At 73.2% G+C, this 25,711-nt stretch carries 25 protein-coding genes; 13 read left to right on the forward strand and 12 right to left on the reverse strand.

Annotation, left to right across the window (positions count from 1 at the left end; all coding sequences use genetic code 11):
- Positions 1-25: 25 nt before the first annotated feature.
- Together ACFOSY_RS03500 and ACFOSY_RS03505 are read right to left on the reverse strand one after the other, a co-directional pair.
- On the reverse strand, positions 26-634 hold the full coding sequence (locus ACFOSY_RS03500) for a DUF1003 domain-containing protein (protein WP_394305218.1): 609 nt from the start codon (positions 632-634) through the stop codon (positions 26-28).
- Positions 624-1,907, reverse strand: a complete 1,284-nt coding sequence (locus ACFOSY_RS03505; RefSeq protein WP_394305219.1) for a magnesium transporter MgtE N-terminal domain-containing protein — start codon at positions 1,905-1,907, stop codon at positions 624-626. The genes ACFOSY_RS03500 and ACFOSY_RS03505 overlap by 11 nt, the downstream gene beginning before the upstream one ends.
- Positions 1,908-2,127: 220 nt before the next feature.
- Here ACFOSY_RS03505 and ACFOSY_RS03510 point away from each other — a divergent pair, with 220 nt between their 5' ends.
- Positions 2,128-2,871, forward strand: coding sequence for a hypothetical protein (locus ACFOSY_RS03510; RefSeq protein WP_394305220.1), 744 nt, complete (start codon positions 2,128-2,130; stop codon positions 2,869-2,871).
- Positions 2,872-2,889: 18 nt separating this feature from the next.
- Here ACFOSY_RS03510 and ACFOSY_RS03515 read toward each other — a convergent pair whose 3' ends face one another.
- Both ACFOSY_RS03515 and ACFOSY_RS03520 read right to left on the reverse strand, forming a co-directional pair.
- Positions 2,890-3,402 (reverse strand): hypothetical protein, encoded by a 513-nt coding sequence (locus tag ACFOSY_RS03515; protein ID WP_394305221.1) that lies wholly within the window; start codon positions 3,400-3,402, stop codon positions 2,890-2,892.
- A gap of 31 nt (positions 3,403-3,433) precedes the next feature.
- The gene (locus tag ACFOSY_RS03520) at positions 3,434-4,552 is read right to left on the reverse strand and encodes a magnesium and cobalt transport protein CorA (RefSeq protein WP_394305222.1); all 1,119 of its coding nucleotides are present in this window, start codon (positions 4,550-4,552) and stop codon (positions 3,434-3,436) included.
- Positions 4,553-5,050: 498 nt separating this feature from the next.
- Between ACFOSY_RS03520 and ACFOSY_RS03525 the strand changes: the two genes are divergently transcribed.
- Positions 5,051-5,635, forward strand: coding sequence for a suppressor of fused domain protein (locus ACFOSY_RS03525; protein WP_394305223.1), 585 nt, complete (start codon positions 5,051-5,053; stop codon positions 5,633-5,635).
- 54 nt (positions 5,636-5,689) lie between these two features.
- On the opposite strand, the gene ACFOSY_RS03530 is transcribed toward ACFOSY_RS03525, so the two are convergent.
- The gene (locus tag ACFOSY_RS03530; RefSeq protein ID WP_394305224.1) at positions 5,690-6,913 is read right to left on the reverse strand and encodes an MFS transporter; all 1,224 of its coding nucleotides are present in this window, start codon (positions 6,911-6,913) and stop codon (positions 5,690-5,692) included.
- Between the two features lie 208 nt (positions 6,914-7,121).
- Between ACFOSY_RS03530 and ACFOSY_RS03535 the strand changes: the two genes are divergently transcribed.
- The 3 genes from ACFOSY_RS03535 (at position 7,122) to ACFOSY_RS03545 (ending at position 9,440) form a co-directional block, all read left to right on the forward strand.
- On the forward strand, positions 7,122-7,763 hold the full coding sequence (locus ACFOSY_RS03535) for a DUF6758 family protein (RefSeq protein ID WP_394305225.1): 642 nt from the start codon (positions 7,122-7,124) through the stop codon (positions 7,761-7,763).
- A gap of 126 nt (positions 7,764-7,889) precedes the next feature.
- Positions 7,890-8,750, forward strand: a complete 861-nt coding sequence (locus tag ACFOSY_RS03540; protein ID WP_394305226.1) for a PHP domain-containing protein — start codon at positions 7,890-7,892, stop codon at positions 8,748-8,750.
- An 84-nt stretch (positions 8,751-8,834) separates the two neighbouring features.
- Complete coding sequence (locus tag ACFOSY_RS03545; RefSeq protein ID WP_394305227.1) at positions 8,835-9,440, forward strand: MarC family protein; 606 nt, start codon at positions 8,835-8,837, stop codon at positions 9,438-9,440.
- 116 nt (positions 9,441-9,556) lie between these two features.
- Here the strand turns inward: ACFOSY_RS03545 and ACFOSY_RS03550 are convergent, their stop codons facing one another.
- Positions 9,557-9,709, reverse strand: coding sequence for a hypothetical protein (locus tag ACFOSY_RS03550; protein WP_106982064.1), 153 nt, complete (start codon positions 9,707-9,709; stop codon positions 9,557-9,559).
- A 228-nt stretch (positions 9,710-9,937) separates the two neighbouring features.
- On the opposite strand from ACFOSY_RS03550, the gene ACFOSY_RS03555 reads away from it, so the two are divergent.
- Positions 9,938-10,831: an NYN domain-containing protein gene (locus ACFOSY_RS03555; protein ID WP_369158285.1), complete on the forward strand. Its 894-nt coding sequence runs from the start codon at positions 9,938-9,940 to the stop codon at positions 10,829-10,831.
- A 34-nt stretch (positions 10,832-10,865) separates the two neighbouring features.
- On the opposite strand, the gene ACFOSY_RS03560 is transcribed toward ACFOSY_RS03555, so the two are convergent.
- Both ACFOSY_RS03560 and ACFOSY_RS03565 read right to left on the reverse strand, forming a co-directional pair.
- On the reverse strand, positions 10,866-11,762 hold the full coding sequence (locus ACFOSY_RS03560; protein WP_394305228.1) for an alpha/beta fold hydrolase: 897 nt from the start codon (positions 11,760-11,762) through the stop codon (positions 10,866-10,868).
- 53 nt (positions 11,763-11,815) lie between these two features.
- Positions 11,816-14,218: a DEAD/DEAH box helicase gene (locus ACFOSY_RS03565; protein WP_394305229.1), complete on the reverse strand. Its 2,403-nt coding sequence runs from the start codon at positions 14,216-14,218 to the stop codon at positions 11,816-11,818.
- Between the two features lie 489 nt (positions 14,219-14,707).
- On the opposite strand from ACFOSY_RS03565, the gene ACFOSY_RS03570 reads away from it, so the two are divergent.
- Positions 14,708-15,463 carry a ferritin-like fold-containing protein gene (locus tag ACFOSY_RS03570; protein WP_394305230.1) on the forward strand — a complete coding sequence of 252 codons (756 nt, stop codon included), beginning with the start codon at positions 14,708-14,710 and terminating at the stop codon, positions 15,461-15,463.
- A gap of 262 nt (positions 15,464-15,725) precedes the next feature.
- Here the strand turns inward: ACFOSY_RS03570 and ACFOSY_RS03575 are convergent, their stop codons facing one another.
- From ACFOSY_RS03575 to ACFOSY_RS03590, 4 genes are all read right to left on the reverse strand, one after another.
- On the reverse strand, positions 15,726-15,992 hold the full coding sequence (locus tag ACFOSY_RS03575; protein ID WP_394305231.1) for a hypothetical protein: 267 nt from the start codon (positions 15,990-15,992) through the stop codon (positions 15,726-15,728).
- A gap of 226 nt (positions 15,993-16,218) precedes the next feature.
- Complete coding sequence (locus tag ACFOSY_RS03580) at positions 16,219-16,446, reverse strand: DUF3107 domain-containing protein (protein WP_006134946.1); 228 nt, start codon at positions 16,444-16,446, stop codon at positions 16,219-16,221.
- Positions 16,447-16,592: 146 nt separating this feature from the next.
- Complete coding sequence (locus ACFOSY_RS03585; protein WP_006134947.1) at positions 16,593-17,237, reverse strand: TetR/AcrR family transcriptional regulator; 645 nt, start codon at positions 17,235-17,237, stop codon at positions 16,593-16,595.
- Between the two features lie 197 nt (positions 17,238-17,434).
- Complete coding sequence (locus ACFOSY_RS03590; RefSeq protein ID WP_394305232.1) at positions 17,435-17,665, reverse strand: hypothetical protein; 231 nt, start codon at positions 17,663-17,665, stop codon at positions 17,435-17,437.
- Between the two features lie 154 nt (positions 17,666-17,819).
- Between ACFOSY_RS03590 and ACFOSY_RS03595 the strand changes: the two genes are divergently transcribed.
- The 6 genes from ACFOSY_RS03595 to ACFOSY_RS03620 all read left to right on the forward strand — a co-directional run bounded on the left by ACFOSY_RS03595 (position 17,820) and on the right by ACFOSY_RS03620 (position 25,681).
- Positions 17,820-18,878: an alpha/beta fold hydrolase gene (locus ACFOSY_RS03595; protein WP_394305233.1), complete on the forward strand. Its 1,059-nt coding sequence runs from the start codon at positions 17,820-17,822 to the stop codon at positions 18,876-18,878.
- 8 nt (positions 18,879-18,886) lie between these two features.
- Positions 18,887-20,719 carry a DUF3152 domain-containing protein gene (locus ACFOSY_RS03600; RefSeq protein WP_394305234.1) on the forward strand — a complete coding sequence of 611 codons (1,833 nt, stop codon included), beginning with the start codon at positions 18,887-18,889 and terminating at the stop codon, positions 20,717-20,719.
- A 233-nt stretch (positions 20,720-20,952) separates the two neighbouring features.
- Positions 20,953-22,671 (forward strand): DUF3492 domain-containing protein, encoded by a 1,719-nt coding sequence (locus ACFOSY_RS03605; protein WP_394305235.1) that lies wholly within the window; start codon positions 20,953-20,955, stop codon positions 22,669-22,671.
- Entirely contained in the window at positions 22,668-23,813 is a 1,146-nt protein-coding gene (locus ACFOSY_RS03610) for a hypothetical protein (protein WP_394305236.1), read from the forward strand. The genes ACFOSY_RS03605 and ACFOSY_RS03610 overlap by 4 nt, the downstream gene beginning before the upstream one ends.
- 114 nt (positions 23,814-23,927) lie before the next feature.
- Positions 23,928-24,932 (forward strand): NAD-dependent epimerase/dehydratase, encoded by a 1,005-nt coding sequence (locus tag ACFOSY_RS03615; protein WP_394305237.1) that lies wholly within the window; start codon positions 23,928-23,930, stop codon positions 24,930-24,932.
- A complete protein-coding gene (locus ACFOSY_RS03620; RefSeq protein ID WP_394305238.1) occupies positions 24,920-25,681 on the forward strand; it encodes a spherulation-specific family 4 protein in 762 nt (253 codons plus the stop codon). Before ACFOSY_RS03615 ends, ACFOSY_RS03620 begins: the two co-directional genes overlap by 13 nt.
- Positions 25,682-25,711 lie beyond the last annotated feature (30 nt).

Below are 25,711 nucleotides of genomic sequence, written 5' to 3' on the forward strand. Positions count from 1 at the left end.
CCGGGTACACCCGCCGGTAAGGACGTCAGCGGTCGTCTGCGTCACGTCCCGGCGGCCGTTCCGCCCGCATCGCGGCATACGGGCCGTGCTGCTCCTTGTGACCGTTCTGCCGGAGCTCCAGCTCCTTGACGAGGTCCTGGAGCTCCGAGCGGATCCAGTCCCGGGTGGCCACCTCGCCGAGCCCGATCCGCAAGGCCGCGACCTCACGGGTCAGATATTCGGTGTCGGCGATCGACCGCTCGTTCTGCTTGCGGTCCTGCTCCAGGTTGACCCGGTCGCGGTCGTCCTGCCGGTTCTGCGCGAGCAGGATCAGCGGGGCCGCGTAGGAGGCCTGGAGCGACAGCGCCAGGGTCAGGAAGATGAACGGGTACTCGTCGAACCGCAGCGCCTCGGGCGCGGAGACGTTCCACAGCACCCACAGGATGATGACGATCGTCATCCAGACGATGAACCGCCCGGTGCCCAGGAACCGCGCGATGCGCTCCGAGAGCCGTCCGAAGGCGTCCGGGTCCCACTCGGGCAGGATCCGCCGCCGGGGAGGGCGCGGCTGGTCCAGCCGCGGCGCACGCGGCCGTCCCGCGGCCGTGGCCCCCACCGGCAGCCGTTCGCGCACCGCGTCGCGCTCACCCGCCATCGGGCACCTCCCCCTCCTCCAGATGGAACTCGGTCTCCCGCCAGTCGTCCGGCAGCATGTGGTCGAGCACGTCGTCCACGGTCACCGCGCCCAGCAGCGACCCGGCCTCGTCGACCACCGGCGCGGCCACCATGTCGTACGTGGCGAAGAACCCGGCGACCACGGGCAGCGCCGCGTCCGGGTCCAGCGGCCGCAGGTCGTCGTCCAGCATCGAGCCGACCAGCGTGTACGGGGGATCGCGCAGCAGCCGCTGGAAGTGCACGGTGCCCAGGTACTTGCCCGTCGGGGTCTCCTCGGGCGGCCGGCACACGTACACCTGCGCCGCGTGCGCCGGCGACAGGTCGGGCTCGCGGATCCGGGCGAGGGCGTCCGCGACGGTCGCGTCCGGCCGCAGGATGATCGGCTCCGTGGTCATCAGCCCGCCCGCCGTGTGCTCCTCGTACGACATCAGGCGGCGCATGTCGGCCGCGTCCGCGGGCCGCATGAGGCTCAGCAGCCGTTCCTTGTCCGCCTCCGGCAGCTCGCCCAGCAGGTCGGCCGCGTCGTCGGGGTCCATCGCCTCCAGCACGTCGGCGGCCCGCTCCTCCGCCAGCACGCCCAGGATCTCGATCTGGTCGTCCTCCGGCAGCTCCTCCAGCACGTCCGCGAGCCGGTCGTCGTCCAGGGCGGCGGCCACCTCGGCGCGCCGCTTGGGGGACAGGTGGTGCAGCACGTTGGCCAGGTCGGCGGGGCGGAGCTGCTCGAAGGTGGCGAGCAGGTTCTCCGCGCCCTGCCCGGCCTCCTCCAGCGTGAAGCCGGTGACGGCGGACCACTCCACGGTCAGCGTCTCGCCCTTGCCGCGCCGGAACGTGCCGCCCTTCTTCCCCTTGCGCACGAAGACCCGGTCGATCTCCCACTCCCGTCGCGCCTGGAGCTGATGCACCGACAGGTCCAGGACGGTGACCGCCTCGCCGCTGTCCACCAGCGTGACCCGCCGGTCGAGCAGTTCGCCGAAGACCAGCCGCTCGGTGGGCCGCTGCTCGAAGCGGCGCACGTTCAGCACCCCGGTGGTGATGACCTGGCCGGACTGCACGGCGGTCACCCGGGTCATGGGCAGGAAGATGCGGCGCCGGGTGGACAGTTCCACCACCAGGCCGAGCAGCCGGGGCGGACGCCGGCCGGGGCGCAGGATGACGACGAGATCGCGCACGCGGCCCACCTGGTCGCCCGCCGGGTCGAAGACGGCGACACCGGAGATGTGCGAGACGAAGAACCGGGGTGCGCCCGATGCCATTTTCCGGCGGCTCCTTTGCGTGCGTGCGGAAGTCTTCCTGCCGTGTACTGCCTGGTGCGTCTGTGTTCCGGATTGCCCGCTCGGACGGGCTTCAGGCTAGCCCGTCCCGATCGGTGCCGCGCTGGTGGCCGGTCCGGACGGACTGACTCCGTCCGGCCCCACAGGCCCCGGTACTCTGCGGTACGCCGTTCAGGTCCCCCGTCAGAGAGGCAGCCCACCTGTGATTCCGATCTCCCAGGGCCGTTCCCGCAGGGCCACGCTGGCCGGCGCCGTGTGCGCACTGCTCGTGGCGGGAACGGCGCTCACGGGATGCTCCGAGGATCCGGACGAGGGAACGAACGGCGTCGGCAGACTCCCCGCCGACCAGATCCAGACGAAGGCGCAGAAGGCCGCCGCGTCCGTGGCCACCGTGCGGCTGCACGGCTCGGTGCAGACCAGCGGCCGCACCTACACCCTCGACATGCGGCTGAAGGAGCAGGGCGGCATCGGCTCGGTCAGCACCGAGGGGCAGACCTTCCGGCTGCTGCGGGTCGGCCAGGAGCTCTTCCTGAGGGCCGACGCGGCCTTCTGGGGGAAGGGCGGCGACGGGGAGGGCGACTCCAAGGCGGCGGACAAGCTCGCCTCGAAGTACGTCAAGGTGCCCAAGGGCGACCCCTCGTACACCAAGTTCATCGGTTTCACCGACAAGAACGTGCTGCTCAGCGGGTTGCTGACACTGCACGGCAAGCTGAGCACGGACGGCCACCACGAGCAGGACGGCGTCCGCACCGTCCGGGTCACCGGCGACGACGGGGCCGGCGGCACCCTGGACGTCTCCCTCGAGGGCACGCCGTACCCGCTGCGGCTGGTGCGCGCCGGGGAGGCGGGCACCCTCACCTTCTCCGCCTGGGGCGCCGACTTCCCGCTGGAGAAGCCGGCCAAGGACGACACCCTCGACTACGGCAAGGAGCTCCCGACGTCCTGACGTCGCCGGACGGTCCGGTCAGCCGCGCCGCTTGCGCTTCGCCAGCAGGCGCGGCAGTCCGGCCGGCATCGGCGTGCGGGTCGTCGCCGGGGTGGGCAGCGGGGCGGCGGAGAGGTCGCCGTCGGGCAGCGCACCCGTCGCGCCGGTCGGCTCCAGGCGCAGCACCCGGCACTCGCGGGCCCAGCGCTCCGGCATCGCCTCGCCGTCGGGCGCGTTGAGCCGTTTGCCCTTCAGGTCGGCGACGGCCGCCGTCCACTCCTCGGAGCCGGAGGCCAGTTCACGGACCGCCGCGGTCCAGGTGACCAGCCGGCCGCCCTTGTCCTTGCTGCGCACCGTCACCTCGGCGCGCGCCCCGTCGGCGAGTCCCGTCAGGGGCTGTTCGCCGGGGCCGTCGCCGATCACGCAGGCGGCGCCCTCGTGCCACACGTGCCACAGCGGACGGGCCGGGACGCCGGGTCCCTCGACCCAGATGAGGCCGGACTTCTTCGAGGCCTCCTCGATGAGGGCCCGGTCGAGCAGCTCGCCAGTCATGCGCCCAGCCTATCCAGGCCGGTGTCGTGTCTCAGAGCCAGCCGTTGCGCTTCAGCGTGCGGTGGATGCCGAGACAGAGGGCGACCGTGACGCCGAGGACCACCGGGTAGCCGAACTTCCAGTGGGTCTCCGGCATGTAGTCGAAGTTCATGCCGTACACCCCGCAGACCATGGTCGGGACGGCGATGATCGCGGCCCACGAGGTGATCTTGCGCATGTCCTCGTTCTGCGCGACGGACGCCTGCGCGAGGTTGGCCTGGAGGATGGAGTTCAGCAGCTCGTCGAAGCCGACGACCTGCTCCTGCACCCGGGCCACGTGGTCGGCGACGTCCCGGAAGTACTTCTGGATCTCCGGGTCGATCAGCCGCATCGGCCGCTCGCTGAGCAGCTGCATCGGCCGCAGCAGCGGCGCCACGGCCCGCTTGAACTCCAGCACCTCGCGCTTGAGCTGGTAGATCTCACCGGCGTCCGTGCCGCGCGGGGCGCCTTTGCGGCCGGGGGAGAAGACCTTGGTCTCGACCTCGTCGATGTCGTCCTGCATGGCGTCCGCGACCGCGATGTAGCCGTCCACCACGTGGTCGGCGATCGCGTGCAGCACGGCCGAGGGGCCCTTGGCCAGCAGCTCGGGGTCGTCCTGGAGGCGGTGGCGCAGGGCGCGCAGGGAGCCCTTGCCGCCGTGCCGGACGGTGATGAAGAAGTCCCGCCCGGTGAAGCACATCACCTCGCCGGTCTCCACGATCTCGCTGCTGGAGGAGACGCGGTCGTGCTCGAGGTAGTGGACGGTCTTGAAGACCGTGAACAGGGAGTCGTCGTAGCGCTCCAGCTTGGGCCGCTGGTGGGCCTGGACGGCGTCCTCCACGGCCAGCGGGTGCAGCCCGAACTCGGCGGCGATCCCCGCGAATTCGGCCTCCGTGGGCTCGTGCAGGCCGATCCAGACGAAGCCGCCGTCGCGGCGCACGCGGCGCATGGCCTCCTGGGGGGTGAGCGGGCCGCCCTCGGTGTCCAGGCGTCGGCCGTCCCGGTAGACGGCGCAGTCGACGACGGCGGTGGCCGCCGCGCGCTCACGCGTGGACTCGTACGGGCCGCTCGCCTTGCGCAGCGAGACACGGGAGGGACGGACCACGGCGCGCAGGTCGCGGATCATCGACATGGCGGGCTCCTTCGCGGACGGGCAACGAAAGGCGCCGGGGCGGCGGGTGGAACAACCCGGAATGAGGACGTCCTGGACTGCGCATGTTTGGCACGTCCACAAAGCGGGGAGCACCGCACCGTCGCGGTGGCGAGCTTCGTCGCTGATACAGCTACTGGGGCAGATCAGTCGGAACGAAACGAGTGCTCTTCCGATGAAGACGCGCGAAGCGAAAGACGGGAGCCGAAAAGAAGAACAGCTACCTCAGCGGGCGGAAGAGCGGGTGATACTGCACGGTCGACTTCGGTCCATGCCAGCCCCACCTCCTCCGGCCGGTCCCTCGTGAGGGACGATCGCGATCCCCTGGGGGATTCCCCTCTGAGCGGGGAGTGTCACAAGGCGTTCAGGCAGTGTCGGAACGCTTGACGCGTGCTGCCCGAACCACCGGCCAAGCGTATCAGCCGACTGCTGTGTCAAGGCTCTGCTTTGCCCGGTACTGACGAGTTCTATGCTCGCGGCATGGCTGATGTTCTTCCTCTGGTCGAGGCCCGGCTGCGTACCGCGCTGGGCGAACCGGACGCGCGCGCGGCGGTCACCTTTCTGGGCACGGACCGCATCGAGGTGCTGCGGTTCCACGAGGGGGACGTCGTCCGCTACGCGACGCTCGGCATGTCCGCGCAGCCCATGACGGACCCCACGGCCGTGATCGCGGACCCGGTCGCGGGACCCCGCGCCGAGCTGGTGCTGTCCGTCCGCGGCGGCGTCGCCGACACCGACAAGGCGCTCCGCCCGCTCGCCGTGCTCGCCGCGTCCCCCCAGGTGGAGGGGCTGGTCGTGGCCCCCGGCGCCTCGCTCGACGTGGGGGAGCCGCTGTGGCCCGGCGCCCCGTTCACCTCGGTGCTGGTGGCCGAGCCGGGCGGCCTGGTGGAGGACCTCGAACTCGACGCGCCGCTGGAGGCCGTCCGCTTCCTGCCGCTGCTGCCGATGACGCCGAACGAGGCCGCCTGGAAGCGCGTGCACGGCGCCCAGGCGCTCCAGGAGCGGTGGCTGAACCACGGCACGGACCTCAGGGACCCGTCCCGGAAGTCCGTGCCGCTGGACTGAACGCCGGAGTGGTCGCCGGAGTGAGGAACCTCACCAACGCCCCGACCGGGAAGCTCAGTTGGCGAAGACGCCCACGCCGTCCTCGGTGGCGTGCCGCGGCCGGAGCTCCTCCGCCTCGGCGGTGAGCGCCCGGCGCCGCACCAGTACCACCAGCGCGCCCAGCACGGCCGTCACCGCGGCGACCGTGAACGGCATGCGGGCGTCGCTCCACTCCGCGATCTTCGGCGCGAAGTACGGGGCGGCGGCGGCCGCGAACCAGCGCACGAAGTTGTACCCGGCGCTGGCCACCGGACGCGGCGCGTCCGACACCCCGAGCGCCAGCTCCGTGTAGACCGTGTTGTTCACGCCGATCAGCGCGCCGGACAGCACGGTGCACACGACCGCCGTGGTGTGGCCGCCGTGGCCGAGCACCAGCACGTCGGCCGCCAGCAGCACCAGCGAGCCGCCCAGCACCGTCAGCGACCCGAGCCGCCTCTGCAGGCGCGGGGCCACGATCACCGAGAAGACGGCGAGCAGCACGCCCCAGGCGAAGAACACCGCGCCGGAGCGGTAGGGCGACATGTCCAGCACGAACGGCGTGAAGGCCAGCACGGTGAAGAACGTGTAGTTGTAGAAGAACGCCGAGATCGCCGTGGAGGCCAGTCCGCCGTGCCCGAGCGCCTTGAGCGGGTCCAACAGGGAGGTCTTGCGGGCCGGCCGGGGCTGTTCCTTCAGGAACGCGGTGATGCACAGGAAGCCGACCGCCATCAGGGCGGCCGTGCCGAAGAAGGGGTAGCGCCAGCTCGCGTCGCCGAGCAGCGCGCCCAGCAGCGGGCCGCAGGCCATGCCGAGGCCCAGGGCGGACTCGTACAGCAGGATGGCGGCCGCGCTGCCGCCGGCCGCGGCGCCGACGATGACGGCGAGGGCGGTGGAGACGAACAGCGCGTTGCCCAGTCCCCAGCCGGCGCGGAAGCCGACCAGTTCGCCGACCGACCCCGAGGTGCCCGAGAGCCCGGCGAAGACCACGACGAGCGCGAGCCCGAGCAGCAGCGTCCGGCGCCCGCCGATGCGGCTGGAGACGTAGCCGGTCACCAGCATGGCCAGCGCCGTGATCAGGAAGTACGAGGTGAAGAGCAGGGAGACCTGCCCGGCGGTCGCGTCGAGGCCCTGGGCGATGGACGGCAGGATCGGGTCGACGAGCCCGATGCCCATGAAGGCGACGACGGACGCGCCGGCGGTCGCCCACACGGCTTTCGGCTGCTTGAGGATGCTGCCCGATCCCGTGTCGATGGGGTCCATGGGTGCTCCAATCCCGGGACGTGGAGGGAGTGCGGGCCGCCGGGCGGGAGGCGCCGGACGGCCACGGAGAAAGATGCGAGGTGCACACAATAGATTAGCCAAGCTAATTAATGCAAGCTACATCTATTTCGGTCCGTGAGCTGCGCGTTCCGCCCGGTCGGGTGATCGTCCTTGACGTGGCGCTGCGGACCTAGGACCGTGGGGCCCTATGAGGGGCGAACCCAGTTGCCCGAAGTGCGGTGGCCGGGTCAGGGCTCCCGGCCTCTTCTCGGATGCCTGGCAGTGCGATGTGCACGGCACCGTGCACCCGCTCCAGCCCGTGATACCGCCGAGCGTCGAGGCCCTCGAAGTCGTCGTGCACCGCACCAAGGTGCCGGTGTGGATGCCGTGGCCGCTGCCGGTGGGCTGGCTCTTCACCGGCGTCGCGTCCGCGGGCGACGACCGCAGCGGGGGCCGGGCGACGGCCGTCGCGTGCACCGGCCCCGGGCCGCTCGGCGGGATGGGCGAGCTCATCCTGGTCGCCGAGGAGCTCGGAGTCGGACTCGGCGCGCGCTACGCGGGCATCGACGGCCCCGACCCCGGGCCCTACATGAACGTCGAGAAGCCGCCCCAGGTCAAGGTGCTGGCCGCCGGCCGCCCCACCCCGCTCTGGCATGTCGCCCGCACGCCCGACGACCGCGCCGTGTTCGCGGGCGAGGCGCTCGGCCTGTGGCTGTGGGCGGTGGTGTGGCCCGAGCAGTCGGGACTGCTGATGTACGACGAGCTGGTGCTCGCCGACCTGCGGGACGCCGGCGCCGAGGTGGAGCTGGTCCCGTGCGGCGCCCTGTCGCCGCGCCTGCTGGAGACGTAGCCGTACGCAGCCGGCCCGGACGGTGATGTAGGGGGCGCCGGCCGGGTTCGGCTGTGACAGTGGCGGCCGAAAATCCGGTTATCCTGGAGCGTCCTCATCCGTCCGTCCCGCTTGGAGTACCGCGTCGTGCGTATCGACCTGCACACCCACTCCACCGCGTCCGACGGCACGGACACCCCGGCCGAGCTGGTCCGCAAGGCCGCCGCGGCCGGACTCGACGTCGTCGCCCTCACGGATCACGACACCACGCGCGGCCACGCCGACGCGCTCGCGGCGTTGCCGCAGGGTCTCACCCTGGTCACCGGCGCCGAGCTCTCCTGCCGTCTCGACGGCGTCAGCATGCATCTGCTGGCCTACCTCTTCGACCCCGAGGAGCCCGCCCTGCTCGCCGAGCGCGAGCTGGTCCGGGACGACCGGGTGCCGCGCGCCCAGGGCATGATCGCCAAGCTGAACGAGCTGGGCGTGCCCGTCACCTGGGACCAGGTCGCGCGGATCGCCGGCGACGGCTCGGTGGGCCGCCCGCACGTGGCCAGCGCGCTGGTCGAACTCGGCGTGGTGGACAGCGTGAACGACGCCTTCACGCCCGAATGGCTGGCCGACGGCGGCCGGGCGTACGTGCCCAAGCACGAGACCGACCCCTTCGAGGCGGTGCGGCTGGTGAAGAACGCGGGCGGCGTCGCCGTCTTCGCGCACCCGGCCGCGGTCAAGCGGGGCAGGACCGTGCCGGAGTCCGCGATCGCGGAGCTGGCCGAGGCCGGTCTCGACGGCATCGAGGTCGACCACATGGACCACGACCCCGACACCCGGGCGCGACTGCGCGGCCTGGCGGGCGAGCTGGGCCTGCTGGTGACCGGATCGAGCGACTACCACGGCAGCCGGAAGACCTGCGTCCTCGGCGAGTTCTCCACGGACCCCGAGGTGTACGGCGAGATCACGCGGCGTGCGACCGGGGCGTTCCCGGTGCCGGGCACCGGCGGAGCGGCCTGACCGCAGCGGGGACCGTCACGTCCTGAGCCCCGCCCCCCCTCTTCACCCTTTCTCTTCTCACTTTCGTTCTCGCGCAAGGCAGTCATGTTCGACGTCGCCGTCTTCGGCTCTCTCTTCCTCACCCTTTTTGTCATCATGGATCCCCCTGGGATCACCCCGATCTTCCTCGCGCTGACCGCGGGCCGCCCGGCCAAGGCGCAGCGGCGCATGGCCTTCCAGGCCGTCTGCGTGGCGGGCGGCGTGATCGTCGTCTTCGGTCTGCTCGGCCACCAGATCCTGGACTACCTGCACGTCTCCATACCGGCGCTGATGATCGCGGGCGGTCTGCTGCTCCTGCTGATCGCGCTGGACCTGCTCACCGGCAAGACCGACGAGCCCAAGCAGACCAAGGACGTCAACGTCGCGCTGGTCCCGCTGGGCATGCCGCTGCTGGCCGGGCCGGGCGCGATCGTGTCGGTCATCCTCGCCGTGGAGAAGGCCGACAGCGTGGCGGGACAGGTCTCCGTGTGGACGGCGATCCTCGCCATCCATGTCGTGCTGTGGCTGGTGATGCGCTACTCGCTGCTGACCATCCGGGTCATCAAGGACGGCGGCGTGGTCCTGGTGACACGGCTCGCGGGCATGATGCTCTCCGCGATCGCCGTGCAGCAGATCATCAACGGCGTCACGCAGGTGATCAAGGGCGCCTGACCCGGCGCTCCCGGGCACACCGGAGCCCCCGTACCCGAGTGGTACGGGGGCTCCTCAAGCATGCGTGCAGTGCACCGGGAAGCGGCACGTACGGCCGCCGGCCCGCGATGCGGGAGTTACGAGGCCGGAGTGTCGGCCGGGCGGATCCACAGACGCTGCCCTATGGCGGCGGCCTGCTGAACGATGCGGTTGACGGAGGCGGCGTCCACGACGGTCGAGTCCACGGGCGTGCCGTCGACGTCGTCGAGTCGCATGATTTCGAAGCGCAAGGGCTTCTCCCTTCGTCTGGTCATCCTCCTGGAGGAGAACTACTGGGTTGAGGCTCACGGACCGGACGGGTCCGTGGGCAGCACTGTGTCCAACGAGCTGTGTGATGCAAACATTCCCTACGCTAAGGAAATTTTTCGAACGACTAAATACTGACGGGTAAGGTTTTCGAACGGGACCGACCGGGACCGGTTGTGTTCGTAGCGTGACCGGCGGAACAATGAGAGGTGATGAACGACGACCTCGGGGCTCTGCACACCCGTATCGACCGCACGAACGAGCTGCTCCAGCGCATGCTCGCCGAGGTGGCCAAGACGCCCTCGACGCACGCGATCTTCGTGGACGCCGGCTACCTCTACGCGGCCGCCGGGCGGCTTGTCGCGGGCACGGAGGACCGCCGTGCCTTCGACCTCGACGCCGAGGGACTGATCGACGCCCTCATCGACCGCGCCCGCACCATTTTCGCCGACAGCAGGCTGCTGCGCGTCTACTGGTACGACGGCGCCCGGCGCCGCATCCACACCGCCGAGCAGCAGACCATCGCCGAGCTGCCCGACGTCAAGGTCCGCCTCGGCAACCTCAACGCCAACAACCAGCAGAAGGGGGTCGACTCCCTGATCCGCTCCGACCTGGAGTCACTGGCCCGGCACCGTGCCATCAGCGACGCGGCGCTGCTCGGCGGCGACGAGGACCTGGTCTCCGCCGTCGAGGCCGCCCAGGGCTACGGCGCCCGGGTCCACCTGTGGGGCATCGAGGCGCCCGAGGGCCGCAACCAGGCCGAGCCGCTGCTCTGGGAGGTCGACAGCCAGCGCACCCTCGACCTGGACTTCTTCAAGCCCTACGTCTCCCGGCGCACCGCGTCCGCGTACGAACCGGCGGGCGGCCGGCCCAGCCGCGAGGACGTCCGCTTCGTCGGCGCGCAGATCGCCGCGAAGTGGCTGGTCTCGCGCGGACGCGACACCATGATGGAGCTGCTTCCCGGCCACCCCTACCTGCCCGGCTCCGTCGACCAGGACCTGCTGGTCGAGGCCGAGGGCCTCCTCCAGTACTCCCTGCGCGGCCAGGCCGACCTGCGCCGCGCCCTGCGCGACGGCTTCTGGGACCACCTTCAGGCGCAGTACTAGGCGGCGCAGGACCGCCCCTGGACGAGCAGGTCCGTCACGCCGGCACGGTGTCGAAGAAGTCGGCGAGGGCCCGGGCCGTGGGGGCGGGGCAATCCGCGGCGGGGCTGTGACCGGCGCCGTCGATCACCGTGCGACGGGCCGACAGACGGCGGGCCATCGCGTCCAGGCCGGGGACCGGCCAGGTGTCGTCGTGCGACCCGGACAGCACGTGGAACGGCAGCGGGACGGCGGCCAGTTCCGCGACCCGGTCCGCTTCCACGCACAACTGCCGCCCAGTGGCGAGAAGTTGGGCGGGCCTGGTACTCAGCCAGCGCGCACGGAGCTGCTCCGGACCCCCGATCCCCCGTGCGGGGCCGCCCACTTCCTCCGGCGGGCCCATCGCCAGGATCGCCTCCCAGCACTCCCGCATCGACATCACCGCCAGCGCGTCCCGCAGCAGCGTGATCCGCTGCTCCTGCGAGGCGGACACGCGCGCGGCGCCCGAGGAGAGCAGTGTCAGCGAGCGGAACGGGGAGTGGTCCAGCAGCACGGCCGCGCGGGCGATCTGGCCGCCCATCGAATGCCCGACGAGATGCACGGGCGCGTCGCACGCGCGCGCCTGCGCCAGCACGTCCTTCGCCAACTCGTCCTGCGCGTAGGCGGATTCGTCGTCGGCGGGACCGTCCGACCCGTGCTGGCCGCGGCCGTCCACCGCGACGGCACGGTAGCCGCGCGCGGCGAGCGGTTCGAGGACCAGCGTGAAGTCCTCCTTGCTGCCGGTGTAGCCGGGCAGCAGCAGCACGGTTCCCCGCACCGGGACGCCGGCGGCCGGTGACACGTCCAGGACGGCGAACTCGCCCCGGGCGGTGGGGAGTCGGCGAGGGCGGAGTTCGGGGAGGTGAGCGGGGGAGGAGGTGGTGATCACCCGGGTGAGGGTAGCGGGTGCGGACATGCCGACGGCCCGGCCCCACGAGCGGGGACCGGGCCGTCGGCGTCCATGCGGTGTCAGCTCTCCACGGACTCCGCGGGGGCCGTGGCCTTACGGGTGCGGCGCACCTTCGGCTCCGCCGTCTCCGTGGCCTCCGGCGCGGACGCGGCGGCCTTACGGGTCCGGCGGCGCGGCGCGGCGGCGGCCTCCCCTTCCGGGGCGGTCTGCGCCGGCACGGTCTTCCGGGTGCGACGCGGCTTGGCCTCGGCGCCCTCGGCCGTGTCCACGGCGGCCTCGGCCTTCTTGGCGGCGGTCTTCCGCACGCGCTTCGGCTTCTCCTCGGCCTCCGGGGCGGACTCCGGCGCGGACTGCGCCGGGATCTCCACGGCCTCGGCGGCCTTGCGGGTCCGGCGGCGCGGCTTGGCCTCGGCGCCCTCGGCCGTGTCAACGGCCGCTTCCGCCTTCTTGGCGGCGGCCTTGCGCGTGCGCTTCGGCTTCTCCTCGGCGACGACGGCCTCGGTGGCCGCGTCCGCCTCGACCGCGACCGCCTTCTTGCGGGTGCGGCGGGGCTTGGCCTCGGCGGCCGTCCCGACGGCGCCTTCGGCGGTGTCGACGGCGGTCTCCGCCTTCGCGGCGGCCTTGCGCGTGCGCTTCGGCGCGGCCTCGGTCGTGCTCTCGACGGCCTCGGTCGTGCCCTCGGCGGTGTCGACCGCCGACTCGGCGGCCGGGGCGGCCTTGCGGGTGCGGCGACGGCGCGGCGCGGCGTCCTCCGCCGGAGCGGACTCCGCCACGACGGACTCGGCGACGACAGGCTCGGCCACGACGGGCTCGGCGGCGGGCGCCGGAACCGACGGCTGCTCGGTCACGGCCGGGGCCTGCTCGGCCGACCGGCGGGTGCGGCGGCGGCGCGGCTTCTCGGCGGTCGCGGAAGCCTCGGCGGTCGCGGAAGCCTCGTCGTTCCCGCTGGCCTCGATCGACGGGCCCTTGGCCGTGTCGACCGCGGCCTCCGCGGCGTCCTGCTCCACCGTGCTCACGCCCGCGGCGGTGACCCCGCCGCGGGTGCGGCGGCGACGGCGCGGGGTGCGCGCGGCCTCGCCGGCCTCCGCCTCCCCGGCGTCCACCGCGGCCGGCTCGGCGGACCGGGAGCCCGCCTCGTCGAGCGGCGTGCCGGAACGGGTACGGCGACGCCGGCGCGGCGTACGCGTCGAGGCCTCCCGCTCCTCGGGACGGGAACCACGGCGTCCGTCACGGCCGTCCCGGCCGCCGCGTCCGCGCGGTCCGCGCCCGCCGACCTCGCCCAGGTCCTCGATCTCCTCCGCGTCCAGACCGGCCCGGGTCCGCTCCGAGCGGGGCAGGACGCCCTTGGTGCCCTCGGGGATGCCGAGGTCCGTGTACAGGTGCGGGGAGGTGGAGTAGGTCTCGGCCGGGTCGCCGAGGTTCAGGTCGAGCGCCTTGTTGATCAGCTGCCAGCGCGGGATGTCGTCCCAGTCGACCAGCGTGATCGCCGTACCCTTCGCGCCTGCGCGGCCGGTGCGGCCGATGCGGTGCAGGTACGTCTTCTCGTCCTCGGGCGTCTGGTAGTTGATGACGTGCGTGACGCCCTCGACGTCGATGCCGCGCGCGGCCACGTCGGTGCAGACGAGCACGTCCACCTTGCCGTTGCGGAAGGCGCGCAGCGCCTGCTCACGGGCGCCCTGGCCGAGGTCGCCGTGGACCGCGCCGGAGGCGAAGCCGCGCTGCTTGAGCTGGTCGGCCAGGTCGGCCGCGGTGCGCTTGGTGCGGCAGAAGACCATGACCAGGCCACGGCCGTCGGCCTGCAGTATCCGCGCGACCATCTCGGGCTTGTCCATGTTGTGCGCGCGGTAGACGAACTGCTTGGTGTTCGCGACCGTGGCGCCCTCGTCGTCCGGCGCGGTGGCGCGGATGTGCGTGGGCTGCGACATGTAGCGGCGGGCCAGACCGATGACCGCGCCCGGCATGGTGGCCGAGAACAGCATGGTCTGCCGCTTCACCGGAAGCAGGTTGATGATCTTCTCGACGTCGGGCAGGAAGCCCAGGTCGAGCATCTCGTCGGCCTCGTCCAGGACGAGGGCCTTGACGTGGGACAGGTTGAGCTTCTTCTGCCCGGCGAGGTCGAGCAGCCGGCCCGGGGTGCCGACGATCACGTCGACGCCCTTCTTCAGCGCCTCGACCTGGGGCTCGTAGGCCCGGCCGCCGTAGATGGCGGTGACGCGCACGTTGCGCACCTTGCCGGCGGTCAGCAGGTCGTTGGTGACCTGCGTGCACAGCTCGCGGGTGGGGACGACGACCAGCGCCTGCGGCGTGTCGGTGAGGTCCTCGGGCTTCGCGCGGCCCGCCTCCACGTCGGCGGGGACGGTGACCCGCTCGAGGAGCGGAAGGCCGAAGCCGAGCGTCTTGCCGGTGCCGGTCTTGGCCTGGCCGATGACGTCCGTGCCCGTGAGGGCCACGGGGAGCGTCATCTCCTGGATGGGGAAGGGGGTGGTGATGCCGACGGCTTCAAGGGCTTCGGCTGTCTCGGGAAGGATCCCGAGCTCTCGGAACGTCGTAGTCAGGGTGCTGCCTCTTCTGTGTGCGCGGTGCGAGGCGAGCGCGGGGGTCGTGTAGGGACCGTGCCGGGGACGACGGCTGCCATACGGTCGATGCCGTAGGACACGGGACCACTGCCGACGCTCGAGCGCTCGTACCGCTGAGGTGTCCCTCCGCGGTTCCGTACGCGATGTGCCGTACGAACAGAGGGCTGTCGGGTCGGAGCCGATCGGGCCACCGACCGGGCATCCTCATACATGCGGCCCGTCGAACACGTCCGAATACGTCGGACAGCCCAGCAGGCGCATTACCACCATACCCCGGATTCGCGCACACGCCATGGCCGATTTGGTCACGTAGTCGTCGTCACACTGATCGGGCAGGACCTTCCGGGGCAGGCCGAGCGGGCTATTGTGCGCTGCATGACGAGCTCTGACAGCCCTGACAACGCCGCGGAAACCCCCGAGACCCCTGCCGCACGGACCGGCGTCGCCGCCATGGACTGGGCGGCCGCCTCCGCCGACCCCCAGTACCGTGCCGCTGTCGTGGACCTGCTCGGCGCGCTCGCGTACGGGGAGCTGGCGGCGTTCGAGCGGCTCGCGGAGGACGCCAAGCTGGCGCCCACGATGGCGGACAAGGCGGAGCTGGCGAAGATGGCCTCGGCCGAGTTCCACCACTTCGAGCGGCTGCGGGACCGGCTGGCCGAGATCGGCGAGGAGCCGGCGCAGGCCATGGAGCCGTTCGTGGCCGCCTACGACGGCTTCCACAAGCAGACGGCGCCGTCCGACTGGCTGGAGGGCCTGGTCAAGGCGTACGTGGGCGACTCCATCGCCAGCGACTTCTACCGCGAGGTCGCGGCGCGCCTGGACTCCGACACCCGCGCGCTGGTCCTGGCCGTCCTGGACGACACGGGGCACGGCGGCTTCGCCGTGGAGAAGGTGCGCGCGGCCATCGACGCCGACCCGCGCGTCGGCGGACGGCTCGCGCTGTGGGCCCGCCGGCTGATGGGTGAGGCGCTGTCCCAGTCCCAGCGGGTGGTCGCCGACCGGGACGCGCTGTCGACGATGCTCGTGGGCGGCGTCGCGGACGGCTTCGACCTGGCCGAGGTGGGCCGCATGTTCTCCCGCATCACGGAGGCGCACACGAAGCGGATGGCCGCGCTCGGCCTGGCCGCCTGACGGCGCCACTTCTCCAGGCCGCCTCGGCCGGACCTCCCGTGGGGAGGGCAGCGCGGGCGGCGCACGATGCGGGCGCGGCGCGGCGTGGATGTCGTTCGTGGGCTCCGGGCGGCGCCCGGCGGCGGTGCGGCAAGGACGGACTGCCGTCCGTGGGTTCCGGAACGCGGGCCGGGCCGCGGCGTGAGGCGGCACGGACGGGACCGGGCGGTCGTAGTGGCCCGGTGCCACCTCGAAGATGCGGAACGACCGCCCTCCGGGGCGGTCAGGCCGTTGCCGAGTGGTGGAGTCTGCCCGCCGGGCGCAGCAGCAGGGACAGGGAGGCGATCGAGACGATCGCCGCGCCGACCAGCATCGTCAGCAGGTTGCCCGCGTCCAGCGCGGTGTTCATGACGAAGGCGCCGAACAGCGCCCCGGCCACACCGGTCGCCAGCACGAGGGCGCGCCGGGGGAGCCGGTGGGACAGGCGGTGGTGCGCCCCCCAGGCCAGGGCCAGGCCGAGGATCGCGGAGCTGAGCGCTTCCAGAAGCATGTCGGGGTCCCTCCCACACGGCCGGCCTGCTCGTCCATGTCTTGGTCCTGTCCCGGTTTACCCCTGACCTGCGGAATCCAATCCTCCCCACGCGGAGTCCCCTGTAGTCCGTCCGGGGGTTTTCCGCGCGCCCCGACGCCCCGGACGCCGCCCCGGACACGGAGAGGGGCCCGGCGGTGAGAACCGCCGGGCCCCTCTCGTACGCGTACCGCTCTCGGCGAGAGCCCTACAGCGCGCCGAAGCCCACCTTGCGCGGGGCCGGCTCGCCGATCTCGACGTAGGCGAGACGGTCGGCCGGGACCAGGATCTTGCGGCCGTGCTCGTCCACGAGGCTCAGCAGCTGCGACTTCCCGGCCAGTGCCTCGCCCACCAGGCGCTCGACCTCCTCGGCGCTCTGACCGCTCTCCAGAACGATCTCGCGGGGCGCGTGCTGCACGCCGATCTTGACCTCCACGGCTATGTCCCTCCGACGGTCGGTGAAGTGCGCGACCTTCCGCGCCGTACCTGCACACATTAGCCCGGTGAGGGGACCCGCACGCCGCACCCGGCAACGCCAACAGCGAACAGCCGACGGGAACAAACGGCCGCCGGCCCCGCCCGTCAGTGCTGCTGGTCGGTGCCGTGCAGCGGGAACCCGGCGATGCCCCGCCAGGCCAGCGAGGCCAGCAGCTGCACCGCCTGGTCGCGCGGCACGCTGCGGTCGCTGTGCAGCCAGGACCGCGCCACCACCTGGGCGAGCCCGCCGAGCCCGGACGCCAGCAGCATCGACTCCGCCCGCGACAGGCCGGTGTCCTCGGCGATGACGTCGCAGATGGCCTCCGCGCACTCGTTGGTGACCTTGTCGACGCGCTCGCGCACGGCGGGTTCGTTCGTCAGGTCCGACTCGAAGACCAGACGGAACGCGCCGCCGTCGTCCTCGACGTACGCGAAATAGGCGTCCATGGTCGCCCGCACGCGCTGCTTGTTGTCCGACGTCGACGCCAGCGCGTGCCGCACCGACTGGATCAGCGCCTCGCAGTGCTGGTCCAGCAGCGCCAGGTACAGGTCGAGCTTGCCGGGGAAGTGCTGGTACAGCACCGGCTTGCTGACACCCGCGCGCTCGGCGATGTCGTCCATCGCCGCCGCGTGGTAACCCTGCGCGACGAAGACCTCCTGGGCGGCGCCCAGCAACTGGTTCCGCCGGGCACGGCGCGGAAGGCGTGTACCCCTCGGGCGTACCGCGTCCGTCTGCTCGATGGCTGTCACGCCGCCTCCCATTGTCGTCCACATGCGGGATCAGCCGCGCGGCCATCGTACTTTTCGGTAATCCTGATGTGCGCGCCGCACGTGCAGAATTTCACGGACCGGACAGCGGAAGAAGCAGGACGGACGGTTTCAAAAGCTGTCAGAGCGGGCAAAATCTGTCCCCTTCCGGATGGCTGACGCCCCGGCCGGAGCGCCTCTCACCGGTAGTCGTCCTCGTCCAGCGAGACGACACGCGCCTGTTCCACCAGGTCCGCCTCGTTCGCGCGGCCGGGATCGACCTCCTCCAGCGGGTCGTCCTCCTCGGGCCGTACGTCCGTCTTCTGCTCGGCCGCGTCGACTTCCGGCGCCTCGACGTCGTACTCCACGCCCTCCTCCTGCACGTCCTCGTCCTCCTCGAACGTCCCGGGGTCGGTCGGATCCACGGCCATCTCGGGCCCCCTTCCAGGTCACGCCCCTGACGCACGCAGGGGCCACGTACGGGTGCCCTCTGTACGAGCCTAGGAGACACCCGATTTCGACGCCATGCCATCCTGTGACGCCGAACACATGAACCAGGGCGTGATCACCTCGTAACATTGCCGCATGTCTTCGACCGAGCTGCCGTCCGTGCCGCCGACCAGCGTGCTGCCCGAGCCGGCGGCGGTCAGGGTGGCCGAGGGGGAGCGGCTGAGGTCGGTGCGGGTGCCCGGCGCCACGCTCACGGTCAGATCCCGGCCGCCGGCCCGCGAAGGACTCCCGCCCGCCTTCTTCGTCCACGGACTCGGCGGCTCGTCACTCAACTGGTCGCCCCTGATGGCCCTGCTGGACGACGCCCTCGACAGCGAGGCCGTGGACCTCCCCGGGTTCGGCGACTCCCCGCCGCCGGACGACGGCGACTACTCGATCACCGCGCACGCCCGCGCGGTGATCCGCTGTCTGGAGGCGTCAGGACGCGGACCGGTGCACCTCTTCGGCAACTCCCTCGGCGGCGCGGTCGTCACCCGGGTCGCCGCCGTGCGCCCCGACCTCGTCCGCACCCTCACGCTCGTCTCCCCGGCCCTGCCGGAACTGCGCGTGCAGCGCAGCGCCGTGCCCACCGGACTGCTCGCGGTGCCCGGCGTCGCACCGCTGTTCACCCGCCTCACCCGTGAGTGGAGCGCCGAGCAGCGGGTCCGCGGCGTCCTGCACCTCTGCTACGGCGACCCCTCGCGGGTGTCGCCGGAGGGCTTCCGGCACGCCGTGCAGGAGATGGAGCGGCGGCAGCGGCTGCCGTACTTCTGGGACGCGATGGCGCGTTCCGCGCGGGGGCTCGTCAGCGCCTACATGCTCGGTGGCCAGCACGGACTGTGGCGTCAGGCCGAGCGGGTGCTCGCGCCGACCCTGCTCGTCTACGGCGGCCGGGACCAGCTCGTCGGCTTCCGCATGGCGCAGCGCGCCGCCCGCGCCTTCCGGGGCGCCCGCCTCGTGACACTCCCGGACGCGGGGCACGTGGCGATGATGGAGTATCCGGAGACCGTGGCGTCGGCGTTCCGTGAACTCCTGAGGGATGCGACAGATCCCTCGGACGAGGGCGGTACTGTGCAGCCGGACGCACAGGGCGATCCGGGTCCGTCCGCCGACACCGGCGGCCCGACCGCCACGACCGAGACGACGAGGGGCTGAGGCGCGACGTGGGACGCCACAGCCGTCGTGGGCCGGCCCCCAAGGGCGACACCGCGGACACCGCCGGCGCCGCCGCACGCGGCACACGCGACGCGCCCGAGACGCGGACGCGGTACGGCGACCGCCGGGACACCGGCCGGGGCGCGGTGCCGCCACAGCAGCAGACGCAGGGCACGCCGCCGTACGGCGCTCCGGTGCGCGGCACTCCGCCGCAGGGCGCCCCGCCGCACGGCACTCCGGTGCACGGATACGGGGTGCCGGGGCGTGGCGGGCCGGCGCCTCAGGGCGTACCGCCCGTGCCGGGCGGCCGGCAGCAGGACGGGACGCCGGCGCGTGGCGTCCCCCGGTACGGCGGGCCGGCGCAGGGCGCGCCTCGGTACGGCGACGGCACCCCTCCGCGCGGTGTGCCGCAGTACGGCGAGGGGACCCCCGCCCACGGCATCCCGCGCCACGGGGACGGAACCCCCGCGCAGGGCACGCCTCGGTACGGCGACGGCACCCCGGCGCGTGGCGTCCCCCGGTACGGCGACGGCACCCCGGCGCGTGGCGTCCCCCGGTACGGCGATCCGGCGCAGGGCGTACCTCGCCACGGCGACGGAACTCCCGCACACGGTGTCCCGAGATACGCGGACGGAACTCCCGCACACGGTGTCCCGCGGTACGCGGACGGCACCCCCGCGCACGGCACTCCCCGCGTCCGGGGCGGGCACCCCGAGCAGCCGGAGGCCGGGGGCGGCTGGGGGACCCTGCACGGACGTACCGCTGCCGGGGCCGGGTACGGCGCGCCGGCCGCCGGGCAGGGCGTGCCCCTGCCGAGGCAGCGTCAGGCACCCCTGGACGGGCCGCGTCGCGACTACGTGGAGGCGTTCGACGAGGCCGACGACCTCTTCACCCCGCGCAGGCCCGCGACCCGCGGCCAGGCGGACCCCTACGGCACCGTCACCGACTGGGACAGCACGCCGGCCACCGGCGTCCCCTCGGACACCGACACCGACGCTGCGGACGACGAGCCGCCGACGGGCGTCCCCGCGCAGACCCGGGGCGGCAAGGGGCGCGCGTTCACCGGGATAGCGGCCGCCGCCGTCACCACCGTGCTGGCCGTCGTCGTCGCCGGGCAGGTCACCGACGAGCACGACAGCCCCGGCGTCCAGGCGCAGTCCGCCGGCGAGCAGGCGCGTGACGTACGCGACTCCGCCTCGCGCGGGGACGACCGGGCGACCCCCAAGGCTCCGTCGGCGAGGCCGCTCACCTACGAGCAGCAGATGGACCGGAAGTTCCCGTTGGCCGCCACCCGCGGGGGCACGGGGAAGTTCTACGCCGTCACGGGCATCGACAGGGCGCCCGGCAAGGGCCGGAAGGTCACCTACCGGGTGGACGTGGAGCGCGGGCTCGACCTGGACGGCGCGCTGTTCGCCGAGGCCGTGCACCGGACGCTCAACGACCGGCGGAGCTGGGCGCACGACGGCATGACCTTCGAGCGGATCGAGTCCGGCAAGGCGGACTTCGTGATCACCCTGGCCGGCCCGGAGACGACGGCCGACTGGTGCGCCAAGTCCGGCCTCGACACCACCGAGGACAACGTCTCCTGTGACTCCGCCGCCACCGAGCGGGTGCTGATCAACGCCTACCGGTGGGCGCAGGGCGCCGAGACGTACGGCGACAAGATGTTCGCCTACCGCCAGATGCTGATCAACCACGAGATCGGCCACCGCCTCGGCCACAACCACGTCACCTGTGACAAGGACGGCGACCTCGCCCCGGTGATGCAGCAGCAGACCAAGTTCCTCGAGTACGACGGGATCAGCTGCCGGCCCAACCCCTGGCCCTACCCCAAGGGCTGAAGCCCAGACCGCCAGGGCGCGCGCCGGGTGGTGTTCCCGGACCGGCGCGCGCCCGTCGTGCGCCGGTCTCAGCACGGCGAACGCGATCCGCGCGGGAAAGTTACGCCCGTTCACCCCTTTTGGTGGCGTGATGGACAACCGTCCATCACGCCACCGTCCTGTCCGCATACGTTCGTCCCGCTGCGAGCCGCCGGGCCAACGGCGGCTCCCGACGGGAGAACGGGGGTGCACACGTGCGCATCGGACTGCTTACGGAGGGTGGCTATCCGTATGTGGGCGGTGAAGGCGGGGTGTGGTGCGACCGCCTGGTGCGCGGGCTCGACATACACGAGTTCGACGTCTACGCGTTCAGCACCGGCCAGGCCCAGGAGGACGCCGGCTGGGTGGAGCTGCCGCCCCAGGTCGCGCGGGTGCGCACGGCGCCGCTGTGGGTCGCCGAGGAGGACGGGGTGGTCCACGGCCGCCGCGCACGCCGGCGTTTCACCGAGCACTACGGCGACCTGGCCGCCGCCCTCTGCACCGCCCCGGAGCCCGGTACCGCCGCGGAGTCCGCCACCGCCGAGGCGGACCGTTTCACCACCGCGCTCCACGGGCTCGCCGAGCTCGCCCGCGACGAGGGCGGACTGGTCGCCGCGCTGCGCTCCGAGCGGGCCGTGCGCGCCCTGGAACGCGCCTGTCGTGCGCCCGGAGCCCGCCGGACCGCGCGCGAGGCGCGCGTCCCCGATCTGCTGACCGTCGCCGACCACCTGGAGCGCGCCCTGCGCCCCCTCTCGCTCGACTGGTACGAGGAGGACGGCCTCGGCGCCGTGGACCTCTGCCACGCCGCGTCCGGCGGCGTCGCCGCCCTCCCCGGCCTGCTCGCCCACCACTTCTTCGGCGTCCCGCTCCTGGTCACCGAGTACGGCGTGCGTCTGCGCACGCACTACCTCACGCGCCCCGACGCCTCACCCGCCGTACGGTCCCTGCTCGCCGCCTTCCACGGCCTGCTGACCGCCGAGACCTACCGCGCCGCCTCCTCCCTCGTCCCCGGCAACGCCCACGCCCGTCGCTGGCAGGAGCGCTGCGGCGCCGACCGGGCCAAACTGCGCACCATCTACCCCGGCATGGACGCAGCGCCCTTCGCGCGAGTCGGGGAGGACCGGCCGGCGGACCGGGACAAGCCCGAGCAGCCCGACCCGCACACCCTCGTCTGGATCGGCCGGGTGGAGCCCGCCAAGGACCTGGTCTCCCTGCTGCACGCCTTCGCCGAGGTCCGCGCGGCCGAGCGCGGGACCCGGCTGCGCATCGTCGGCCGTCCTTCCGGCCCGGAGGGCGAGGCCTACCTCGGCCACTGCCGGGCGCTCGCCGCGCAGCTCTTCCCGGACGAGGCCGACGGCCCCCACGCCGTCGGGCAGAACCCGGTCTCCTTCGAACAGCTCGGCGGCCCCGGCGCGGAGACCGTCGCCGACGTCCACGCCGGCGGGACCGTCACCGTGCTCTCCAGCGTGGTCGAAGGGTTCCCGGCCGGGCTGATCGAGGCGATGTTCTGCGGACGCGCGACGGTCTCCACGGACGTCGGCGCGGTCGTCGAGGTGATCGGCGGCACCGGTCTCGTCGTACCGCCGCGCAATCCGCGGGCCCTCGCCGAGGCGTGCGTCTCGCTGCTGCGCGACCCCGAGCGCCGTGCACGCCTCGGAGCGGCCGCGCGCGCCCGGGCGCTGGAACTGTTCACCGTCGAACAGAACGTCGCCGCGTTCCACGGCCTCTACCTGGAGACCGTCGCGCGCACCCCGGTACGCCGGCCCGTCCTCGGCGGGGCCGGGGACCCGCTGCCCTTCGCCGCGCCCGCCGAGGCCCACGTCCCCGGCCACTGGACCGAACCCACCCCGCGTGCCGTCACCACCTGGGCCGCGGAGACGCCCGAGCCTCTCATGGAGCCCGTCACGGAGCCCGTCACGGAGACCGTCCGATGACCGACCTGAGCGAACTCGACCGCGGCGCCGCACCCGGCGCGGCCGACCCCGTCAAGGTGCTGCTGCACCGCCACCGCGAGCTCTGCGAGCGCGCCGTGGACCCGCTGGAGATCGCGGCCGGGCTGGAGGCCCACGGCATCACCGACCGGACCGCCGCCCGCTTCCGCCACCGCGACGTCTTCTCCCTCGCGGAGGAGCTCTACGCCCGCGTCCCGCGCGACGCCGACGCCGCCACGGACGGCCCCGCCGCACCGGACGCCCCGGCCGGCGGGGGAGACCGCCGGTGGTCCGTGACCGCGCTGCTGCTCCCGCTGCTGCCCGGCGCGCTGTGCGCCGCCTCGCTGGCCGCCCTGACCCGCACCCACGGCCAGATGCGGCTGTACGCGGCGGCCGCCGGCGTGCTCGCCGTCGCCCTCGCCCTGCGCGCCGCGCTGCGCCGCGGACCGCTCGCCGTCCCCGACGGGCCCGCCCCCCGGCCGGCCACCGGCTCCTGGACCTGCTGGCTCCTCGCCTACGCCGTGCTGGGCGACGGCCTGCTGCGCACGGGGATCGCCGGCGGCCCCGACGGACTGCCCGACGGCACCGCGGGCGGCGACTGGCCGCTGACCCTCGCGCCGCTCCTGGCCCTCACCCTCGCCGTCGCGCCCGCCACCTGGACGGCCGGCCTCCACCTCACTCACGCCCGCCGCAAGCTCGCCACCAGCCGCGGCCTGGAGGACTTCGCCGCCTCGGTCCGGCCCGTCCTGCTGGGCGCCGTCGCCCTGTTCCTCGGGGCGCTGGCCGCGCTGGTCGCCCTGTGCGCGCCGTTCCTCGACGCGGAGCCCGTCTCCCCGGCGGTCCTCGCCCTGGGCGCGCTGCTCTTCGTCGCCCGCCTGCTCACCGTGCACGGCTTCACCCACGCCCCGCGCGTGATCCTCATGCTCACCGCGGTCGCCCAGCTGCTGGCGCCCGCCACCGTCTTCGCGGCCCGGCTGCCCGGCTGCGCCGCCCTGGGGGCCCCGGTGGAGGCACTCACCACCGCCTGGGGCTCCGCCGCCGTACCCGTCCTGACCTGCGGGGCGGGCGCCTTGACCCTGCTGGTCCACGCCTCCCGCACCCTCACCCGCGCCTCGGCGCACCTGCGGCCGGAGCAGCCGCGGTGACCGGCCGCGACCGCCGTGCGACCCGGACGGCGGTCGCGGAGCACCCGACCCCCCTGAAGGAGAACCTCGCATGACCTGCCGTTCCGTCACCGACCGCCGCGAAGGAGCCGACCGATGAGGGTCCTGCTGATCGGAGCCAACGGCTACATCGGCCGCTTCGTGGCCGACCGCCTGCTCGCCGACCCCGCCGTCCAGCTCACCGCCCTCGGCCGCGGTGACGACGCCGACGTCCGCTTCGACCTCGCCACCGGCAGCCCCGGCGCCCTCACCCGCTTTCTCGACGCCGTCCACCCGGGCGTCGTCGTCAACTGCGCGGGCGCCACCCGCGGCGGCGCCCGCGAGCTCACCCGGCACAACACGGTCGCCGTCGCCACCATCTGCGAGGCGCTGCGCCGCAGCGGCTGCGGGGCGCGGCTCGTCCAGATCGGCTGCGGCTCCGAGTACGGGCCCAGCCAGCCGGGCTCCTCCACGGCGGAGGACGCCGTCCCCCGCCCCGGCGGGCCGTACGGTGTCAGCAAGCTCGCCGCCACCGAACTGGTCCTCGGATCCGGCCTGGACGCCGTGGTGCTGCGGGTCTTCTCGCCCGTCGGCCCCGGCACCCCCGCCGGGTCCCCGCTCGGCCGGCTCGCCGAGGCGATGCGCCGCGCCATGCAGTCCGGCGACGGCGAACTGAAGCTCGGCGGGCTCGGCGCCCAGCGCGACTTCGTCGACGTCCGCGACGTGGCCCGCGCCGTGCACGCCGCCTCGCTCTCCGCCGCGCAGGGCGTCATCAACATCGGTTCCGGCCGCGCCGTCCGCCTCCGCGACGCCGCCGGCATCCTCGCCCGCGTGGCCGGATACGGCGGCGCCCTCAACGAACTCGACGGCCTGCCGCACCCCGGCCCCGTCCACGCTGCCCACGCGACCCACCTGCGGGCGACCATCGGACACCCGCGCGCCGAGGCGGACCACCACCCCGCCGCGGCCGCCTCGCCCGCCGCGTTTCCGTACCCCGACGGGTGCGGGCCCTGGCAGCAGGCCGACGTGCGCACCGCCCGCGACCGCCTCGGCTGGCGCCCCCGCATCAACCTCGAGGAGTCACTGGCGGACATCTGGATGGAGGCGGCATGCCGTATCTGACCCGGACCAGACAGGGCCCCACGGCCACCGGGCTCGGCACCGGCCTCGGCGTCCCCGGCGTCGCCCACCCGCTCCTCGCCCCCGACGAGTGGAACCGGCTCAACCGCCCCGGCACGCCTCTGCACTGGGTCGTGCTCGACGTGGCCGACGGACCTGGCGTCCAGCCCGACCCGCACTGCCTGGAAGCGGCGGGCCGGCTGCGCAACGCGGGCGTACGCGTCCTCGGCCACATCGACACCGCCTACGGGCTGCGCGGCTTCGGGGAGATCATCTCGGACGCCCACCGCTTCCTCGACTGGTACCGGGTCGACGGCTTCCTCCTGGACCGCTGCCCCGCAGGCCGCGAGGACCTGCCCGAGGTGCGGCGTACCGTCGCCACCCTCCGGGTGATCCACGAGGACGCCCACGTCGTCCTCGGGCACGGCACCCATCCGTACCCCGGCTACGCCGAGCACGGCGACCAGCTCGTCACCTACTCCGGCCCGTGGAGCGACTACCGCTGGTCCCAGGCGGCCGAGTGGACCGCCGACCATCCGCCCGAGCGGTTCTGCCACTTCGTGCACGGCGTGCCCCGGCCCCATCTGGAGGAGGCGCTGCGGATCGCCCGCTGGCAGGGCGCCGAAACCATCTACTTCACCGACCACTCCGACCGCGTCCCCGGACGCGCGGAACCGGTGGACCCATGGGGGCCGCTGCCCGGCTACTGGGACGACATCGTCTCGCGGGTCGGAACAGGTGTCTCGGAATGAAAAAGGGCATGGCAGTGTTGAGGCGAGAAC

It is taken from the genome of Streptomyces lusitanus, from assembly GCF_042647945.1.
GTDB classification, from domain to species: domain Bacteria; phylum Actinomycetota; class Actinomycetes; order Streptomycetales; family Streptomycetaceae; genus Streptomyces; species Streptomyces pseudogriseolus.

Bases quoted from the DNA above. Each gene is read 5' to 3' on its own strand.
- ACFOSY_RS03500 (WP_394305218.1), bottom strand. From the start codon at position 634: ATGGCGGGTGAGCGCGACGCGGTGCGCGAACGGCTGCCGGTGGGGGCC.
- ACFOSY_RS03505 (WP_394305219.1), bottom strand. From the start codon at position 1,907: ATGGCATCGGGCGCACCCCGGTTCTTCGTCTCGCACATCTCCGGTGTC.
- ACFOSY_RS03515 (WP_394305221.1), bottom strand. From the start codon at position 3,402: ATGACTGGCGAGCTGCTCGACCGGGCCCTCATCGAGGAGGCCTCGAAG.
- ACFOSY_RS03520 (WP_394305222.1), bottom strand. From the start codon at position 4,552: ATGTCGATGATCCGCGACCTGCGCGCCGTGGTCCGTCCCTCCCGTGTC.
- ACFOSY_RS03525 (WP_394305223.1), top strand. From the start codon at position 5,051: ATGGCTGATGTTCTTCCTCTGGTCGAGGCCCGGCTGCGTACCGCGCTG.
- ACFOSY_RS03530 (WP_394305224.1), bottom strand. From the start codon at position 6,913: ATGGACCCCATCGACACGGGATCGGGCAGCATCCTCAAGCAGCCGAAA.
- ACFOSY_RS03535 (WP_394305225.1), top strand. From the start codon at position 7,122: ATGAGGGGCGAACCCAGTTGCCCGAAGTGCGGTGGCCGGGTCAGGGCT.
- ACFOSY_RS03545 (WP_394305227.1), top strand. From the start codon at position 8,835: ATGTTCGACGTCGCCGTCTTCGGCTCTCTCTTCCTCACCCTTTTTGTC.
- ACFOSY_RS03555 (WP_369158285.1), top strand. From the start codon at position 9,938: ATGAACGACGACCTCGGGGCTCTGCACACCCGTATCGACCGCACGAAC.
- ACFOSY_RS03560 (WP_394305228.1), bottom strand. From the start codon at position 11,762: ATGTCCGCACCCGCTACCCTCACCCGGGTGATCACCACCTCCTCCCCC.
- ACFOSY_RS03565 (WP_394305229.1), bottom strand. From the start codon at position 14,218: ATGACGCTCCCCGTGGCCCTCACGGGCACGGACGTCATCGGCCAGGCC.
- ACFOSY_RS03570 (WP_394305230.1), top strand. From the start codon at position 14,708: ATGACGAGCTCTGACAGCCCTGACAACGCCGCGGAAACCCCCGAGACC.
- ACFOSY_RS03575 (WP_394305231.1), bottom strand. From the start codon at position 15,992: ATGCTTCTGGAAGCGCTCAGCTCCGCGATCCTCGGCCTGGCCCTGGCC.
- ACFOSY_RS03590 (WP_394305232.1), bottom strand. From the start codon at position 17,665: ATGGCCGTGGATCCGACCGACCCCGGGACGTTCGAGGAGGACGAGGAC.
- ACFOSY_RS03595 (WP_394305233.1), top strand. From the start codon at position 17,820: ATGTCTTCGACCGAGCTGCCGTCCGTGCCGCCGACCAGCGTGCTGCCC.
- ACFOSY_RS03610 (WP_394305236.1), top strand. From the start codon at position 22,668: ATGACCGACCTGAGCGAACTCGACCGCGGCGCCGCACCCGGCGCGGCC.
- ACFOSY_RS03615 (WP_394305237.1), top strand. From the start codon at position 23,928: ATGAGGGTCCTGCTGATCGGAGCCAACGGCTACATCGGCCGCTTCGTG.
- ACFOSY_RS03620 (WP_394305238.1), top strand. From the start codon at position 24,920: ATGCCGTATCTGACCCGGACCAGACAGGGCCCCACGGCCACCGGGCTC.